12 protein-coding genes are annotated in these 18149 nt (G+C 45.4%); 3 read left to right on the top strand and 9 right to left on the bottom strand.

Annotated features, from left to right (window positions below; genetic code table 11):
- Nucleotides 1-27: 27 nt before the first annotated feature.
- The 8 genes from OCU77_RS14555 to hemL all read right to left on the bottom strand — a co-directional run bounded on the left by OCU77_RS14555 (nucleotide 28) and on the right by hemL (nucleotide 13292).
- Nucleotides 28-999, bottom strand: a complete 972-nt coding sequence (locus OCU77_RS14555) for an ABC transporter ATP-binding protein (protein ID WP_107303145.1) — start codon at nucleotides 997-999, stop codon at nucleotides 28-30.
- A complete protein-coding gene (locus OCU77_RS14550; protein ID WP_107303144.1) occupies nucleotides 999-2024 on the bottom strand; it encodes an ABC transporter permease in 1026 nt (341 codons plus the stop codon). The genes OCU77_RS14555 and OCU77_RS14550 overlap by 1 nt, the downstream gene beginning before the upstream one ends.
- A 1-nt stretch (nucleotide 2025) precedes the next feature.
- On the bottom strand, nucleotides 2026-3012 hold the full coding sequence (locus OCU77_RS14545; protein WP_048900315.1) for an ABC transporter permease: 987 nt from the start codon (nucleotides 3010-3012) through the stop codon (nucleotides 2026-2028).
- Nucleotides 3013-3153: 141 nt separating this feature from the next.
- The gene (locus tag OCU77_RS14540; protein ID WP_048900316.1) at nucleotides 3154-4833 is read right to left on the bottom strand and encodes an ABC transporter substrate-binding protein; all 1680 of its coding nucleotides are present in this window, start codon (nucleotides 4831-4833) and stop codon (nucleotides 3154-3156) included.
- 835 nt (nucleotides 4834-5668) lie between these two features.
- Nucleotides 5669-9055 (bottom strand): response regulator, encoded by a 3387-nt coding sequence (locus OCU77_RS14535; RefSeq protein ID WP_048900342.1) that lies wholly within the window; start codon nucleotides 9053-9055, stop codon nucleotides 5669-5671.
- Between the two features lie 344 nt (nucleotides 9056-9399).
- A complete protein-coding gene (gene rsmC / locus OCU77_RS14530) occupies nucleotides 9400-10419 on the bottom strand; it encodes a 16S rRNA (guanine(1207)-N(2))-methyltransferase RsmC (protein ID WP_048900317.1) in 1020 nt (339 codons plus the stop codon).
- Nucleotides 10420-10525: 106 nt separating this feature from the next.
- Nucleotides 10526-11611: an AI-2E family transporter gene (locus OCU77_RS14525; RefSeq protein WP_084711874.1), complete on the bottom strand. Its 1086-nt coding sequence runs from the start codon at nucleotides 11609-11611 to the stop codon at nucleotides 10526-10528.
- A gap of 382 nt (nucleotides 11612-11993) precedes the next feature.
- Nucleotides 11994-13292, bottom strand: coding sequence for a glutamate-1-semialdehyde 2,1-aminomutase (gene hemL, locus OCU77_RS14520; RefSeq protein ID WP_107303150.1), 1299 nt, complete (start codon nucleotides 13290-13292; stop codon nucleotides 11994-11996).
- Nucleotides 13293-13631: 339 nt separating this feature from the next.
- Here hemL and clcA point away from each other — a divergent pair, with 339 nt between their 5' ends.
- Nucleotides 13632-14966, top strand: a complete 1335-nt coding sequence (gene clcA, locus OCU77_RS14515; protein ID WP_390624772.1) for a H(+)/Cl(-) exchange transporter ClcA — start codon at nucleotides 13632-13634, stop codon at nucleotides 14964-14966.
- A 59-nt stretch (nucleotides 14967-15025) separates the two neighbouring features.
- On the top strand, nucleotides 15026-15367 hold the full coding sequence (erpA, locus tag OCU77_RS14510) for an iron-sulfur cluster insertion protein ErpA (RefSeq protein ID WP_048900320.1): 342 nt from the start codon (nucleotides 15026-15028) through the stop codon (nucleotides 15365-15367).
- Nucleotides 15368-15479: 112 nt separating this feature from the next.
- On the opposite strand, the gene OCU77_RS14505 is transcribed toward erpA, so the two are convergent.
- Nucleotides 15480-16799, bottom strand: coding sequence for a peptidoglycan DD-metalloendopeptidase family protein (locus OCU77_RS14505; RefSeq protein WP_107303143.1), 1320 nt, complete (start codon nucleotides 16797-16799; stop codon nucleotides 15480-15482).
- Nucleotides 16800-16927: 128 nt separating this feature from the next.
- On the opposite strand from OCU77_RS14505, the gene tyrS reads away from it, so the two are divergent.
- Nucleotides 16928-18115, top strand: coding sequence for a tyrosine--tRNA ligase (gene tyrS, locus OCU77_RS14500; protein ID WP_107303142.1), 1188 nt, complete (start codon nucleotides 16928-16930; stop codon nucleotides 18113-18115).
- Nucleotides 18116-18149 lie beyond the last annotated feature (34 nt).

The raw sequence follows: 18149 nt of genomic DNA, 5'->3' as shown, positions 1-18149 counted from the left end.
CATGTTTCCTTACTGAATTCTTTTTTATTAACTGCTTTTATTGAATAGGTGGCAGTTTGAAAAGCGATGTGGTTCTAGCTGACGAAGCTGAGTAGGGATGCTAGAACATGCGCCATGCACTTTGTTACAACGGGCTTGGAAGCGGCAACCTTGCGGTACTTCTAATAAGTTCAAGGGGTTACCAGGAATACCTGTTAAACGCGTTTTTGGCCCTGTCAGTGGTGGGAATGAGCTACCCAAGCCTTCTGTGTAAGGGTGGAACGGTTTTTCCAGTATTTCTTTTGATGGTGCAACTTCAACTAATTCACCTGAGTACATGATGCCAATACGATCGGAGAACTCGACCATTAGTGATAAGTCATGGGTGATGAATAAAATAGAAAATCCAAACTCTTCTTTGAGTGCATAGATCTTTTGTAGAATTTCACGCTGCACGACAACATCCAACGCTGTGGTTGGCTCATCCATGATGATCATCTTAGGATTAAGCGCCAGGGCGATGGCAATCACCAAGCGTTGACGCATGCCCCCAGAGAACTGGTGTGGGTAATCGCGTAAACGATCAGGGTGAATATCCACGATCTCTAATAAGCCTTGTGCGCGACGTATCGCATCTTTGCGGCTCATATTGGTGTGACGCATAAGTACGTCACAGAATTGCTCTTCCATAGTGAGTACAGGGTTGAGTGCATTCATGGCACTTTGGAACACCATGGATATTTGGCTCCAGCGAAAAGCCGTCATGTCTGGTTCGCTGAGTTTCAAAATATCGCCCTGACCATCGAAGATCACTTCACCGCCCGTGATAAATGCTGGTGGCTTATGAAGGCGCATTAACGCCATCGCAACGGTGGATTTACCGCACCCCGATTCACCTGCTAGCCCAAATATTTCGCCTTTACCAATATCGAAACTGACGTTGTTCACGGCGCGGACATCACCAGCATCAGTAATGTAATCCACGCAGAGATTGCGAATGGAGATTTGTGGATTAGTCATTATTTATCGCCTCCTTGAAGAGCGGGTTGTGGTGCTTCCGTCATTGCTGGAGCTTTGGCTTGTTTATTGGCAAGGTTTTTCCAACGGCGCATGCCTTTATGTGAACGCAGTTGTGGGTTAGCAATTTCATCGACAGCAAAGTTAAGCAGAGCCAGACCGACAGCAATGAAAGTCAGTGCAAGACATGGCACCAGTAGTTCCCACCAAGCGCCCACTAGCATTGATGATGAGGTTTGTACGTTGTAGAGCATGATGCCCCAACTGATGGTGCTCGGGTTACCGAGACCAAGGAATGACAAGGTGGCTTCGGTCATGATGGCGAGCATTACTGAGCCAATGAAACTTGCACCCACGATAGAGATGAGGTTGGGTAGAATTTCAACAAAGATAATACGCGTTGAGGATTCCCCTAGCACTTCAGCGGCTTTGATAAATTCTTTTTCTCGAATCGAGAGGGTTTGCGCCCTAACTACCCGCGCACCCCAAGCCCAGGAGGTGATACCAATAACCAAGGCGATAGTGGTTGGCCCTGCTTCACCAATGAAAGCGGCAATAACGAACAGTAAGGGCATCTGCGGTATAACCAGCATGATGTTCATCGCAGCAGAAAGTATGTCATCTACCCGTCCACCAAAGTAACCAGCCGATACCCCGATAATGGTGGCAAGGAAGCACACCATGATACCTGCGCCAAAACCAACAGCGAGTGATGTACGCGCCCCGTAAACGACTTGTGACCAGACATCACGTCCCATGCGTGTCGTGCCGAGTACATGGTCCGCATCTTTTGACATACGCAGTGTACGTTTACTATCTGCTAGGTTGGTTGCGACCCAGCCATCAGGGTTGTTTTGTGCCGCTTTTACGACAAAAGCTGGGTACTCGTGCGGGTTACCTGTGCGTTTGTTGGGAGCGTGCTCAGTGATCACTGGGGCAAAAATGGCACCAAAAATGAAGACTAAGATAATCGATAAACCAAACAATGCTTTGGGGTTGCTTGAGAGTAACTTAATTAAACCTTTCATATTATTTGCCTCCTTTACGTAGGCGAGGGTCAAGTGCCACGATGAGGATGTCGGCTAAGAAGTTAAAGAACAGCATAAACAGCGTCATAATCAGTAACTGACCTTGTAGGACTTGGTAGTCACGTGCTTTGATGGCATTCAGTAACACTGTACCTAGGCCAGGGTAGTTAAAGATCATCTCGATGATTAACTGCCCACCGATTGCCATACCTAATGCCATTGAGAGTGCTGTAACACTTGGTAGCATGGCGTTACGCGCGGCGTAGTTGAATACCACGCGACTTTCACTCAGGCCCTTACCTTTAGCCATGGTGATGTAGTCTTCGTTCAGCAAGTTGATCATGTTGTTACGCATGTTGATCAAGAAGCCGCCGATTTGAATGATGGTGGCACAGAATAGCGGTAGCACAGCGTGGTAGGCCACATCTTTGAGGAATGCCCAGCTGGTCCAATCCGGTGTTGTACCTGCTGTGTAGGCGTAGGTTGATGGGAACCATTTGGTGCCGATAGCAAAGGTATAGAGTACTAACATGGCCACAACTACAGGTGGTACAGCTTGGACAACCATCATTCCTGGAGAAATAAAGGCATCATATTTACTGCCACGTTTCCATGCCGCGTAAATGCCCAAAACAGAACCTAAGCAGAATGCCAAGATAACCGCAGTACCTGCTAGGAACAGTGACCAACCAACAGCGCCAGCCATGACTTCGTTTACGGTTTGTGGAAAGGTTTGGATAGAGATACCTAAATCCCAAGCCAAAATACCTTTCAGGTAAATAAAGTACTGTTGATAAATAGGGCCATCAACAAAGCCCAGTAGTTCTTTCATTGCCGCAATACGCTCGGGGGTGACTTGTACCGACGCATTGGCGAACATCATAGTCACTGGGTCACCAGGCATTGCTCGCGGCAAAATAAAATTCAGTGTTATTGCAAACAAAAGTGCTATCAAATAAAACGATAACCGACGTATAAAGAATCCCATAACTCACACCTTAATCATCCAGCATTTAATCCCTGTGCTAGATTCAGGACAGAAATCCCCCTGACGCAAAGCGCCATAACTTTCAAAAGAGTGGGGGAAGAGGCGGTGCGCAAGGTGCACACCGCAAGTTAGTTACCTAAATTATGCTTTAGGTTTTAGATCAAGTACTTGTAGCAGACGTTCTTGCGTGTTGGTAATTGGCATTGGACGACCTTTCGGATTCTTCTCATTCCACCAACCTGTAAAGCGAGAGGTGTTGTATTGAGAAGTGTACGCACCAGACATTACAGGAACGGTCACTTGGTTTTCTGCGATGATTTTCTGGATCTTATGTGCGATCTGAACTTGTTCATCACGGTCTGCTGTTTTGTAGAAGCCATCAAGCAGCTTATCTAGCTCTGCGCTCTTCCAGTAGTGAAGTGCGAAACGAGGCATGCCTTCGTTTGCTTGGAAGCGTGAATGGTATGCACTATCCCAGTAAGTGTATGGATCCGCACCGTGGAAGTAGTTGGTGTAAGCCACGTCGTACTTCGCATCTAGCATGGTTTGGTTGTATACCGAGAAATCTGGTGTGCTTGCTTTTGCTTTGATACCGACTTCTTCAAGCATTTCAACACTTAGCTGCACTGTGTTGTTGAAGTCAGTCCAACCGTTTGGTGATTGGATCACTAGCTCAAGTTTCTTACCTGATGGGGTTTCTACAAAGCCATCGCCATTACGATCTTTAAAGCCAGCTTTCTTAAGAAGAGCCTTGGCATTATTGACGTTGTAAGTCATGTAAGGCTTGTACTTGTTATGAATCTTTTCGTCAGACCATGATTCGAATGCTTGACCAAGACCTGATGCGTAATCATTCACAACACCGCCGCCGTAGAATGCGATATCGATGATGGTTTCACGGTCGATAGCCATAGAGAATGCACGACGGAAATCAATGTTATTGATCGCTTCAGCGTTGCCCGCATTTGGAGACTTGTAGTTGAACATAAATGCTTGGCTACCGCCTGCTGGGTACCAGTACTTATTGTTCGGGCTTGCTGCTGCGTATGTGCTGTCTACATCAGGAATGAAAGAGTAAGTCCAGTCGAATTGACCGCTTAGTACCTGACCTAGGAACTGATCATTACCAGCAACTTGTGGTAGGCGAAGACAATCAACCTCTAGGTTGCCATTATCCCAGTAGTTAGGGTTACGACACTGCGTATAAAGTTGTGGGGTGAATGTTTCGATTTCAGTGAATGGACCCGTACCAACAGGGTTGGTGTTGGTAAAGCGTGTTGGATCGTCAATTTTGTCCCAAATGTGCTTAGCAACAACAGATACTTTAGAGATTAGGTAAGGAACGTTTGAGTTAGCTTCTGTGAGTTCAAACGTGACTTTATCACCCGATGCTTTCACACTTTTTAGGCGCTTGTTAATCCCTGTGCGGTCTAGCTCTGGGTATTCTTTTAGCATGTCGAAAGTGAAGGCTACATCTTGCGCGGTAAAGGCCTTACCATCAGACCACTTAACGCCATCGCGAATCTCAAATGTCACTTTCATTAGGTCGTCAGACATATAGTAGTCTTTCGCCAAACGCATGACAGGCTGATTACCTTTTAACTCATTGAATACGACAAGTGGCTCGTAGATGAAATCTTGAACTGTATCTAATTGAGTTTGCAGGTAAGGGTTAAAGTTACGAACAAATGTAGGGTAGAACTTAGGTACCATAGTCAGTTCACTACGATCAGCAGCAGCGGCAATTGGCGCTGTAAATACTGTAGTAGCAGCGGCAACTACCGCAAGTGCTAACTTGGTTTTCTTAATATTGGCAAGCATAGCTGTTCCTTACTTGTGCTTAGTTTCACTTAATGGAAATAAGTTCCGGACATATCGAACCTACTATGAAGGAAACCAACCGTGGTTCTTTCAAATGGTCGTGTAGGCTCTCAGTCCCTTAAGGAAACGCCTGAAACGGAAAATCGTCAATCTGCTCGCTCGTTAAAAACGTTAAAACATCAATAGGTGACGTTAAAAACGTTATTTTACGTTTGCTTGAGAGAATAGCGGTATTAATGGAGTGTGTTTTCCATCACGTTTGTAATTGGTTGTTACATTAGATTTGTTGGTGGTTACTAACTTTTTGGGTTTTGTTTTGACTGGGTTTTATTAGCTAGGGTTTTCTTTTGTGATGTAACTCAATAGCTGTTTTTTAGTTAATTCCTTGCGGAAAATTTATCGTGAGAATTTGTTGTGATTCGCTTCTCATAAACCACAATATTTTTATTGATTGGTAATAAATGCGCTTTTTTGCACTATTTTTCACCACTTAATGAACCCTGTTTTGACTGGTTTGAAGGTGGTTTTTAGGCTTTTTTCAAGCGTGAAATTAGTCCTTCTGAGCCGCTGTGTTTGCTTGGTATTATCGTTATTGGACAGAGAGTAAAACCCACTTAAGCGTGTTAGAGCGTGGCTATTATTGGCTTGTGGGGAGCTATAAATCTCGCGGGCTGTGAAGGCTGTCGTGAGCTCAAAACCTTAGATAGGACTAAGATATTTAAGGCTACCTGCTGAAGGTAGTGAGGTTGTTTTTTATTGAATGAAAAGTAAAAAGCCCGCAGAAATTTATCTTCTGTGGGCTTGGGGCACGATAGGCTTTAGGAGAACCATAGACTTATTGAGTAATAAGGTGCTGTAGTTTGTCGCGTTTAACTAAGAGTGATTGGTAAGCGGTAGACTGTTCATCACAGCGTGCCATAACAAAGTTAATGGTGCTCAGTACCGTGCGCCAACGTGGCGTTTTGGGTAGCGTTTCAACATGTAAGTATTTGTCTAATGTGCGTGTTTGAAGCGTGCTACGGTCGAGGTAGACGCGCCATAAGCCACTTTCTTCGGCCAGATCAAACTTGGTTTTTTGTGTTGTTTCTTCCCAAGTAGAAAGGGTTGTTTTCATCACATCTACCAGTAATTCCCGTACTATGCTGCCCCTATCTTTATTATCGCTACCAAGTTTATCGGCCAAGCGTGTGAATTCACCGCCGAGTTCGCGCAGCTGTTGCAGGTTATTTCTATCGCCATCAAAGGCAAATCCTGACAGCACATCAATGGCGCTTTCTAGTTCACTAATTCGGTGCTGAGCGGAAGGACCGACGTTATCAAAGATAAACATCCTTTTTAGTCCAGATTCTTCGGGTAGGTTAATCACATCGGTATCAAGTGCTTTAAGCTCATCGCCAATTCTAAAGGTGAGTTGGCCGTTGAAATGATGGCTTTGGCTAATGTCATCGGGTAAGTGCGTCATTAAGATATCATCGATTGTATGGCGCTCTAGTTGCTCTGGTGCTCGCTTAAAGAGCTTTCCTGCCGCTGCATTTGCGTAACGTACCCGGCCTTCATTTTGCACACAAACAATGGCCTCGCTGGTGGATTCCAGTAAACCCATCAAGCGAGTTTGAGTTTCCAATAAGCCTTCTTCCACTTGCTCTCTGCGGTCAATTTCCTGTTGTAGCATTTGGTTTTGCTGGCGTTGCTGCTCAGTTTTTCCTGCCTGAATATGGGCACCAATACGGGCAATTAATTCTTCTTTATTAAAGGGCTTAGCTAAATAATCATTGGCGCCATATTCAAAGCCCTTTACTCGATCCTGCACTTGTCCAAGTGCTGAGAGCATAATGATAGGTAATTCTCGTAAATCGTATTGTTGGCGTAAATGCTGGCACACTTCATAGCCGCTCATTTCTGGCATCATGATATCGAGTAGAATTAATGCTGGCTGGTGTTGTTCCATGAGCGATAAGGCTTGAGGGCCACTTTCTGCCGTTAAGACTTGATAGCCTTCAAGGCGCAAGAAGTTGTTCAGGACTTGTAGATTAACGGGTTCATCGTCCACAACTAGCAATAATTCACCATCAGGATTACTTGGTAGCGCTTCATCTTTGCAACTCGATACGCCTAATGTTGGCGCTTTAAAGTGGCTGCTGCTACCTAGCTTGCTGTCGGCAATGTCTTGTTCGCTGGCAAGGTTCAGTGTAAAGCTGAACGTTGCGCCTACCATAGGCTGGCTACTGACATACAAACGGCCGCCCATTAATTCAATTAACTGGCGACTGATGGATAGCCCTAATCCCGCTCCCTGACGGTAGTGTGCGGAGCCTGTATTGGCTTGAATCAGCGGCTCAAAGATATGTTCGAGTTGCTCAGGAGGGATCCCTTGTCCTGTATCAACGACCTGCACTCGAATTTGATTTTCGAGCACCATAGCAGATAAGACAATTTTACCTTCTGAGGTGTATTTGATCGCATTACCTATCAGGTTATACAGCACTTGCTCTAGGCGCTGTTCATCCGCTAAGACTGGAGGTAAATCTGTCGGGATTTGGTTAATGATCCGAATCGGTTTGCTGCCAACCAAGTGGCGCGATAGCTCAAGCACGAGATGAGTGGCAGACGATAGATCGACAGCATGTTTGTTGATGTCGAGATCGCCATAGCGCATCTTATGATAATCCAAGAGATCATCCACTAAGTTAGTCAGGCGCTGACCGCTGTTGATCAGCATTTCAAGCTGGCGACGTTGTGACGCTTGCACCGGGCCGTTGGCTCCCGCCAATAATGATTCCGCAATGCCAACCATACCGTGAAGAGGAGTACGCAGCTCATGTGAGGTAGTTGCCAGAAATTCATCTTTAAGTTTATCGGTAACTTGGAGTTCTTTGTTTTGTTGCTGTATGACAGTCAAGTTTTGTTCTAACTCTGTATTTTGGTCACGAATAAGACTGATTTTTTCCCGTACCGAGCGTTGCATACGCGCAAAACTAACGGCAAGACGGCCAATTTCATCACTTCGCTCTATCCCTTCAATCTTTTGGTCTAAATCACCAGCCGAGACGCGTTCTGCCGCCCAAGTCAGTCGCAGCAGTGGAGCGGTAATCGAGTTTGAAAGTAAATGTGATGCGATGATTACCAATACGATAGCGGTGATCATTGCGACTAAGAATATTTTTTCTAGCTGGCGGATCCGAGCAAAGGCTTCTTCTTCTGGGAGTTCAACCACTAACGCCCAAGTGTTACCGAGGACATTGATCGGAGAAAAGGCACTCAGTACCGGGGTTTGACTAAAGTTTAAAAAGCTACCGACACCTGTATTGCCTTCGAGAGCTTGAGTAATACTTTCACTATTGAGTGTGTTACTGCTATTGCTGGTTGTTGGGATCCTTGGCTGATGATCACTGCCCACAAGCACGGTTTGAACATAGTTGTTTGTTGGAGTGGTATCGGCAATAAGGCTGCTGATCTTGTCATTATTGAGTTCAAAAAAGACGTAACTGTGCAGATAGCCCTGTTGGATAACGGGGGCTGCAAACCAGGCGGTTTGTAATGTCTCACCTTGGTTTAGCGAAAAGTCCGTGAATGCAATCGGCACCTGCTCGGGCTGACCTTGGATATCACGGGTTTGTGCTTTAATTGCTTTGAAGGTGTTACTGAGTGCGCTGTCAGCAAATCGTGGGTCATTGAGACCTATACCAAATCGCTCCGGATGATTGACGGAGTACACTACATTGCCTTTGATATCGACCAACATAATGTCACTGAAATCAGATCGTTTTAAGTATTCTTCAAACGCCCAATGGTAGCGTTTGTACATTAAACGATAACGCTCGTGCCCTATGTAGTTGGTGCTGTGGCTATTCACCGATTTGCCTTTTTCTGTCAGCGTATGGGTGAAATAGGTGCTGCGATTATTATCATCCAGTTTACTGGGTAACTCGCCAAGCTGATGAAAAGCGCCAACTAACCCATAAAATCGACCGCCACTGGCATTCGCTAATTCGGAGCGTGAAAAGCTCTTAGCTTCTGATTCTTTCGCAATAAAGAAGTTATTGAGCTGTTTCTTTTTATTCTCGAGTAAGGACGCGAGGTGAGTTGTACTTTGCTCAACCAAATCTTTGGTGTGTGAATTCATGAAAAACATCGCTGAAAGCGTTAATGGCGTAATACTCAGCACCAAAAAAGCGATCATTAAGGTGTTTTGGAGGCGCTTAAACTGCGTGGTGTTCTTCATTGCATTGCCTGCGTTTAGGGTCATCATTTTGCGCGTTACATGGAGGTTAATACTGTGAATCTTTACTCGGTTAATTAATTGCGTGAACAAGGCATGTCATTTTAACTGACTGTATTAGCAGTAGATTATTTTGACGTTTTACGCGTATGAGAAAACCAGTAATGATAACAAAGCGACGAATAAAAGGAGCATTGTCTACTTGTTATACTGAGTTTTTTTGTGGGATCAAGCAAGTGGGTAATGAAGCGTGTGTCAAAACACAAAATTGACGAACTTAACGGAGAGGGCGCGTGATAAATGACGTAATTAAAAGCAGGCTGAGCAATTTCAGCCTGCTTAAGATGTTATTTTTTCGCGGCGTAAATATTGAATTTATTTGTTGTCGCTGCAGTACGACACTCACCGAAACTTTTTTCAATCAGTGGCGGGTACTGTAAGAAACTATTGGCAACAATGATCAAAGCGCCATCATCATGAAGGTGTTGAGGTGCCTGCGCGATGAAGTCTTCTGTTGCAGCATAAAAGGTTTTTAATCCCGCATGAAAGGGTGGGTTACTGATCAGGTAATTGTATGAACCTGGCAATTCTGCATAGACATCGGTCGCTGTGAATTTGGCTTCAAGATTGTTGATTCTGAAGGTCTCTTTGGCTGACTCAATCGCCAGTGCGCTAATGTCACACAGTTCTAATTCAATGCTAGGGTTATTCGTTTTCATGACCGCACCAATCACGCCAGCACCACAACCGAAATCAAGCACTTTACCGCGTAACTTAGGTAGCGTGTTAAGCAATAACTCTGAGCCTTTATCGAATTCACCGTGGCTAAATACACCCGGTAAAGAACGAATGGTCAGTTCTGTACCCGCAACTGTGATTGGGTAATTACGGAACCATGCTGATAGCTCAAATGCTTGTACTTCGTTATCGCAACGGCCCCAATAAAAACCACAACGACGGGCTGAGTCATATTTAGTCAGTGGGCCGTATGGCGTGAACATTTTTTCTGCACTACGCACACCACTACGGTTTTCACCCACAACACAAATCTCAGTGCTAGTACCAAATTTAGCGAATAGCATAGAGAGCAAATAATCCGCTTCCGCTTTGGCTTTTGGCCAGTACAGCAGGATCATATCGATATCTAAATCTTCGGTTAATTCAGCGCCAAAGTAGCTAGTTACTTTATTTGAGCGGCTGATTTGTCGATGGTAGCCATAATTGGTGGTAAATACGGATACTGACTGCGCAACGTCTACCAATGCCAGTGGGTAGTCATCGCTGAGTTCGCCAACGACGAGTACTTTACGGTTTTCAAAAAACTCAAGTTGACGGGCAACGACCTGACTGGCTGCGGTATAGGACATAATGGGCCTCAAATAAACATCACGAAGGGCGCGAATTGTTCCATAAAACCAGCAGTAAAGGAAGATGAGCACCGCCGTATCAAGGCTGATACGGCGGGTTTAGTGGTTAATTTCGGTCTTGTTGCTCTAGGAAGTCTTTAAATTCAACTTCATACATGTGGAATAGCACAGCAGTTACCGCAAAAATGATTGGACCGTAGATCATGCCGATCAGGCCAAACAGGTGTAAACCACCCAAGATTGAGAAGAAGATCAGCAAGGTATTCATGCTTGAATTGCCTTGCATCAGCAATGGACGAACCACGTTGTCGATAGAGCCGACGACAATGATGCCCCATGCAGATAAGAACAGCGCCCATTCCCATTGATCCACCAGTAATAAGTAAATCGAAGCCGGTAGCCAGATCAACGCTGTGCCGACAACGGGAATGAAAGAGGCAAAGGCCATCATGGAGCCCCAGAATAATGCGGGGAACCCTGCTAACCACATCGCGAAACCACCGACAAACCCTTGGACTATCGCTGTTAGAAATGCGCCGAGTACTGCTGATTTAGCGACTTGCTCAACTTCGTTAAGCAGGGTGTCTTCTTGGCTACGAGAAAGTGGGATGATCAAACGCAGGGTGGAGACCATCTTCTCGTGATCGCGCAGTAAGAAAAATAACACAAACAGCATGAGTAGAAAGCTCACCAAAAAGTTGGTGGCATCACCGAGTAGTTTGGCGCTCATATTGATGAGCTGTGAACCAAATTTGGATGCTGCTGACGCAATTTTTTGAATAATAACTTGGGCGTCAACGCCTTCAAATGGTGAATATTTATCAATTAAAGCAAGGGCGGATTGAGCATATGGGTGGTTGAGCATTTGTTCTGCACCACCACTTGTTAACCACACATAGCTGCCTTTTGAAAACGTTGTACCTTGTTGAATGATAGAGCTAAAGACGACAAGTAGCGGGATCACAATAATGAAGGTTAATAGCGTGCATGACAAAATCGCCGCGCTATTAGGGCGCTTCGGCATTTTTGCTTCAATTCTTTCGTGAATAGGGTAGTAAAGTAACGAAATAATGAAGCCCATAACGATAGGGCCCAGATAAGGTTCAATCAGGCGGTAGCTGGCATAAGCTGCAATGATCAATGCCGCAATTAACATCCAATGTCTGGATTCGGCTTTAAATGGTTTTGGCACTTTCATGTCCTTACAAGGTCAATATACCGAAAGGTGAATACCTATCAGCGAAATAAGCAGTTAATTATCAGTTGATAGCGCTTATCATCGCATCAATTTCTGTCTATGCAATAGTGATGACAAGAAAAGACTAACATGCTGTTTTAGTTATAATGCAAAGAATAGAATAGCTTCAAAAATATTGATGGAACAAACGTAATAAGAGGATGATGAAATGGGATGTTGTGATAATCAGTGTGATAAAAAGCCGAAACGCCGTCCGCCTTTTGCACTAATGGTATTACTTGGCTTGGTGGTGCTAGCCATTGTCTTTTGGCAATAACAGGCATAAAAAAACGCCACGACGAGCGTGGCGCTTTGGTCATACTTTTAACGCATTTGTTTACGCGTTAGCTTCTTCAGCCAGAGTTGCGAATGCACGATCAGCCGCCGCTAGGGTTGCTTCGATCTCTTTATCGCCGTGTGCTAGTGACGTAAAGCATGCTTCGTATGCCGATGGCGCAAGGTACACACCATTTTTCAGCATAAGGTTGAAGAAACGCTTGAAGCGCTCAACATCACACTTAGTCACATCTTCGTAGCAGGTTACGCTTTCTTGCGTGGTGAAGAAGAAACCAAACATTGCACCCACTTGGTTAGTTGCTAGCGGGATACCGTGTTTTTCTGCTAGGGCTTTAAAGCCTTCCGCTAGGTGTTTCGTTGTCGTAGATAGGCGACGCTCGTTGCCTTCTTCTGTCAGTACAGTCAAACATGCATGACCTGCTGCCATAGCGACAGGGTTACCAGATAATGTCCCCGCTTGGTATACAGGGCCAGTCGGCGCGACATATTGCATGACTTCTTTACGACCACCGAAAGCACCCACAGGCATACCGCCACCGATCACTTTACCGAGTGTCGTTAGGTCTGGCTTGATGTTGTAGTAACCTTGCGCGCCACCGTGAGAAACACGGAAGCCAGTCATCACTTCATCAAGAATCAGTAGTGCACCATACTCGTCACAGATCTCGCGAAGACCTTCAAGGAAGCCCGGTACAGGTGGAATGCAGTTCATGTTACCCGCAACAGGTTCAACGATAATACAAGCAACGTCTTCTGGGTTTTCTGCAAACACAGTGCGTACTGATTCTAGATCGTTAAAAGTACAAGTTAGGGTGTGTTTTGCAAAATCAGCCGGTACACCAGGTGAGCTTGGTTGACCCAGCGTTAGTGCGCCCGAGCCAGCTTTAACCAGTAGGCAGTCAGCGTGGCCGTGGTAACAACCTTCAAACTTAATGATTTTGTCACGGTTAGTGAAACCACGTGCGAGGCGAATTGCACTCATGGTTGCTTCAGTACCTGAGCTAACCATGCGTACTTGTTCCATTGATGGCACTAAGCGTGACACCATTTCAGCCATGGTGATTTCCATTTCAGTTGGCGCACCAAAGCTAAGGCCACGTTGTGCTGCGTCGATAACGGCATCACGGATAGCAACATGGTTGTGACCAAGAATCATAGGACCCCATGAGCCAACGTAGTCAATGTACGCTTTACCATCAGCATCGAAAATGTAGGCACCGTCAGCACGTTCGATAAATAGTGGGTGACCACCAACGCCGGCAAATGCGCGAACTGGTGAGTTTACGCCACCCGGGATGGCTTCTTGTGCTTTGGCAAATAATTCTGCTGATTTGCTCATTAGTAGTGTCCTATTTAATTTATTTAATTCAGGCTGCGGCATTGTACCCAAAGGAAAAGCGCCAGCGCTAGGGATGTTTGTCACCATTTCGCAGTTCTTTTCGATTTCTCCCCTAGCGATCAGTGATGGAAAGCTAGTTTTCAACATTGTGAGTGTTAACTTGATTAACTATTGGCTAAGCTTGCTGTAGCAAATCGCTGCATATTCTTGCAGGGTTTGCACTACAGACAATACAAATCATGTCTATCCTTTCTGCTGCTTACTAATTTATACGGTTTAACCATGACGGAACCTGCTCAACCTCAGGCGACAGCTTATCGTCGTCGTCCTACGCGCCTAATGCGGCGTTTTTTATCGCAAGATAAAACCCCAGTATCAGTATTAATTCTTTCTGCCATTGTCGGCGTTATTGCAGGCTTGATGGGGACACTGTTTGAAATTGGTGTTCACTGGGTATCAGAGCAACGTACCGACTGGCTACGGGCTGAAATTAGTAGCAGCTTACCTTTATGGTTAACGGCTTTTATGGTGAGTGCTGGTCTGGCATTTATCGGTTATTTTTTAGTGCAGCGCTTTGCACCAGAAGCGGCAGGATCTGGGATCCCAGAAATTGAAGGGGCAATGGAAGATATTCGTCCTGTTCGCTGGTGGCGAGTATTACCGGTGAAATTCATCGGTGGTTTAGGGGCATTAGGTTCAGGCATGGTGTTAGGGCGTGAAGGCCCAACGGTACAGATGGGCGGTAATGTGGGTCGTATGATCACCGATATCTTCCGTTTAAAAGACAAAGAAGGGCGACATGCATTATTAGCAGCAGGGGCCGCGGGGGGTTTGGCTTCCGCATTTAATGCACCAATGGCTGGAATCATGTTTGTGGTCGAAGAAATGCGTCCACAGTTTCGCTATAGCCTGATTTCAATTAAGTGCGTCATGATTTCATCAATTGTTGCCACGATTGTATTTCGTAGCATTCGAGGCCAAGAGGCGGTGATATCGATGCCGCAATATGACGCGCCGATGCTGACTTCGCTTTGGTTGTTCCTTTTATTGGGGATGTTTTTTGGTGTGTTCGGGGTGATCTTCAACCGTTTAGTGACCCTTTCTCAAGATTTGTTTGCTCGAATTCATAAAAATGATCGTCGCCGTTATTTGATTACAGGGACTTTGTTAGGCGGCTGTTTTGGTTTGCTGTTGCTTTATTTACCTGAGCTGACTGGTGGTGGTATTGCGATCATTCCTGATGCGACCAATGGTCAGTACAGTGTCAGTCTACTGTTCATCTTGTTCTTAGCGCGTGTGGCGACCACCTTATTGTGCTTTGGTTCGGGGGCTCCAGGCGGCATTTTTGCACCTATGTTGGCGTTAGGGACTTTATTTGGCACTTTCTTTGGTTCAGTTGCACAAGCGTCGTTTCCAGAGCTGGGTTTAGAGCCAGGCATGTTTGCGATTGCTGGAATGGGGGCGCTCTTTGCTGCCACTGTGCGTGCGCCAATCACGGGTATTTTGCTGGTTATTGAAATGACCAATAACTACCATTTGATTGTACCGCTTATTATTACTACCCTTGGTGCTACTATGTTGGCGCAAGTATTAGGCGGGAAACCGATATATTCTCAGCTATTGCACCGCACAATTAAAAAAGAAAAATTACGTGCAGAGGTGGTCAATACTTGAACGAGCTAGTCAGGTATTAGATAATCCTCTTAATAACTCGATATGTTTGTGAGGTCTTGATGAGCGACACCAATTTGCCGCTAAATTTTTCAGATGTTGCCGCGAATAAAGTGAAAACGCTAATCGCTGAAGAAGAAAACCCAGAACTGAAGCTACGTGTGTACATCACAGGTGGTGGCTGTAGTGGTTTCCAATACGGTTTTACTTTCGATGAGAAGGTAAACGAAGGCGATATGACAATTGAAAAACAGGGCGTAACACTTGTTGTTGACCCGATGAGCCTACAATACTTGATCGGTGGTACGGTTGATTACACAGAAGGCCTAGAAGGTTCTCGTTTCTTCGTTAATAACCCTAATGCCACCACAACGTGTGGTTGTGGTGCGTCGTTTAGCGTTTAATTTATTGCGAATGATGCGAGAAGACTGATGAGTCTTCTGGTGGATAAAAAGATAATAAAAAGCCGTCACTTATTGTAAGTGACGGCTTTTTTGTTGCCAGTAAGCGAGAGAATTAGCCTTGGTTGATAATCAATGGGCTGTTTGTCCCTGCCAGCAAGTTACTGAACTGCGCTAATTGATTTAAGCGTTTGTCAGCATGCTTTTTAAAGGCAGTCTTTTGCTTACCGCGTAGCGACTCAGCTTGCGGTAGCTTCACGGTACGAGGGTTTTTGTGTACGCCGTTGACCAAAAACTCATAGTGTAGGTGTGGGCCCGTCACGCGACCTGTACCGCCGAGTGTTCCTACCGTTTGCCCTTGTTTCACTCGTTGACCTGTTTTGACTTTACGCTTGGTCATGTGCAGGTATTTAGTGATATAGGTAGAGCTATGGCGAATAAAGACATAGTTACCGTTAAACTTGTTGTACGACGACTTCATGACAATGCCATCACCTGCTGCCCAAATGGGGGTGCCGACAGGGGCAACATAATCAGTACCGCGGTGTGCTTTTACTCGGCCCGTTACTGGGTGTAGGCGACGAGGATTAAAGTTAGAACTCACATAACGGAAGTTAATTGGTGAACGTAGGAAGGCCTTACGCATGGCATTACCATTTTTATCGTAATACTTGCCGTCTTCACTGCGCACAGCGGTAAATGTTTGACCTAAGTTGGTAAATGTCGCAGCAAGGATATTGCCTCGGCCAATGGATTCACCTTCTACAAATTGTTCTTCGAACAAGACAGAGAACTTATCACCGCCACGAATATCAAGTGCGAAGTCGATATCCCAACCAAAAATCCCCGCAATTTCCATGATTTGGTTAGCTGTTAGCCCTGCTTTGTCACCCGCATTCCAAAAGCTGGATGTGATGGTGGCTTTCGCAAAGTTCAGCTGAGTATCTACGGTTTTTGTTTCTTCCTTCGAGATAAAGCTATCAGCAGTGCGCGTTATAACAAGGGTATCTGTTGCCGTGTTGGGCTTGATGAGCTGAACCAAGTCATTATTTTCATCAAAGCCAAATTTTAATGTGTCGCCTGGGCGCAGATTGGTGAGAGAGCGCGTGCCTTCATCTGCATTGACGAGGCGGTATAAAGTAGCAGGGCTTAATCCGACTTTATCGAAGACGACAGCAAGGCTTTCACCTGATTTTATGGTGTGCTTTTTCCATGTCAGTGGCGCGGAGGGTAAAGGTGTACTTTCTGCGGGTAGCAGTTGCGGAGTCTCCACATTGACAGCAACGGGATACGCCTTGCCTACTTCAAATTTACGATCAGCCGGCGCCATATTGTCGGGTGAGGGTAGAAGAAGCAGCAGCACGATAAGAGCACTGATCGTGGCGATCAGTATCTGATGAATCTTGGGTAATTGAGCTAGCTTACGAAACGGCATGGTGTATCTATAAATGGCCTGAATAAAAAAATAGACAACACCCAGTCTAACTGGTTTCAAAAAACATCGCTATTCAAGTAAGATGGTCGATTATTACTTTTTTGCCAATTCTGTGGGAGCGAACAAGAATGGCCAGCATTGAACAGGCTTTAGCTGAAATTAAGCGTGGTGTCGATGAGCTTATTCCAGAAGAAGAGCTGATTGCCAAGTTAAAAGAAAACCGTCCATTACGTATTAAACTGGGTGCAGATCCAACAGCCCCAGATATCCACTTAGGTCACACAGTTATCCTAAACAAGCTTCGTACTTTCCAAGAGCTTGGTCATGATGTGACGTTCCTGATCGGTGACTTCACCGGCATGGTGGGTGACCCAACTGGCAAAAACACCACGCGTCCACCGCTGACACGTGAAGATGTTTTAGCAAATGCCGAAACATACAAAGAACAAGTATTCAAAATTCTCGATCCAGCGAAAACCAAGATTGAGTTTAACTCAACATGGTTATCTGAACTGGGTGCTGAAGGTATGATCCGTCTAGCGGCAAACCAAACGGTTGCACGTATGCTAGAGCGTGATGACTTTAAAAAGCGCTACGCTGATGGTCGTCCTATCGCAATTCACGAATTCATGTACCCGCTGCTACAAGGTTATGACTCAGTAGCGATGGAAACTGACGTTGAGCTTGGTGGTACGGATCAGAAGTTCAACCTTCTGATGGGTCGTGAGCTGCAAAAAGCAAACGGTCAAAAACCACAGGTTGTGCTAACTATGCCACTATTGGTTGGTTTGGACGGCGTGAAGAAAATGTCTAAGTCGGCGAACAACTATATTGGTGTGAATGACGTGCCAAACGAGATGTTTGGTAAGATCATGTCTATCTCTGACGATCTTATGTGGAACTACTTCGAATGCTTGTCATTCCGTCCACTTGAAGAAATCGCGCAGTTTAAAGAAGACATGGCAAACGGCAAAAACCCACGCGATGTTAAGATCCTGCTGGCGAAAGAAATTATTGCTCGCTTCCACTCTGAAGCTGATGCTGACGCAGCAGAGCAAGAGTTCATCAACCGTTTCCAAAAAGGTGCGATGCCAGAAGAAATGCCAGAGCTTGAGTTTGAAGCAGGCATGGCTATCGGTAACCTTCTAAAAGAAGCGGGCTTAGTTAACTCGACATCAGATGCGATGCGTATGATCCGCCAAGGTGCAGCAAAGATCGACGGTGATAAAATCGAAGATACTAAGCTAGTGCCAGCGGCAGGTACTGCTGTTTACCAAGTTGGTAAACGTAAATTTGCACGTATTACGCTGAAGTAATCATAATTGCTGATTCAGAGTATCAAAGGGCGCT

Source organism: Photobacterium swingsii (assembly GCF_024346715.1).
GTDB lineage: Bacteria > Pseudomonadota > Gammaproteobacteria > Enterobacterales > Vibrionaceae > Photobacterium > Photobacterium swingsii.
The sequence above is the reverse complement of the archived record's forward strand: the minus strand, read 5'-3'. Positions and strand labels throughout refer to the sequence as shown.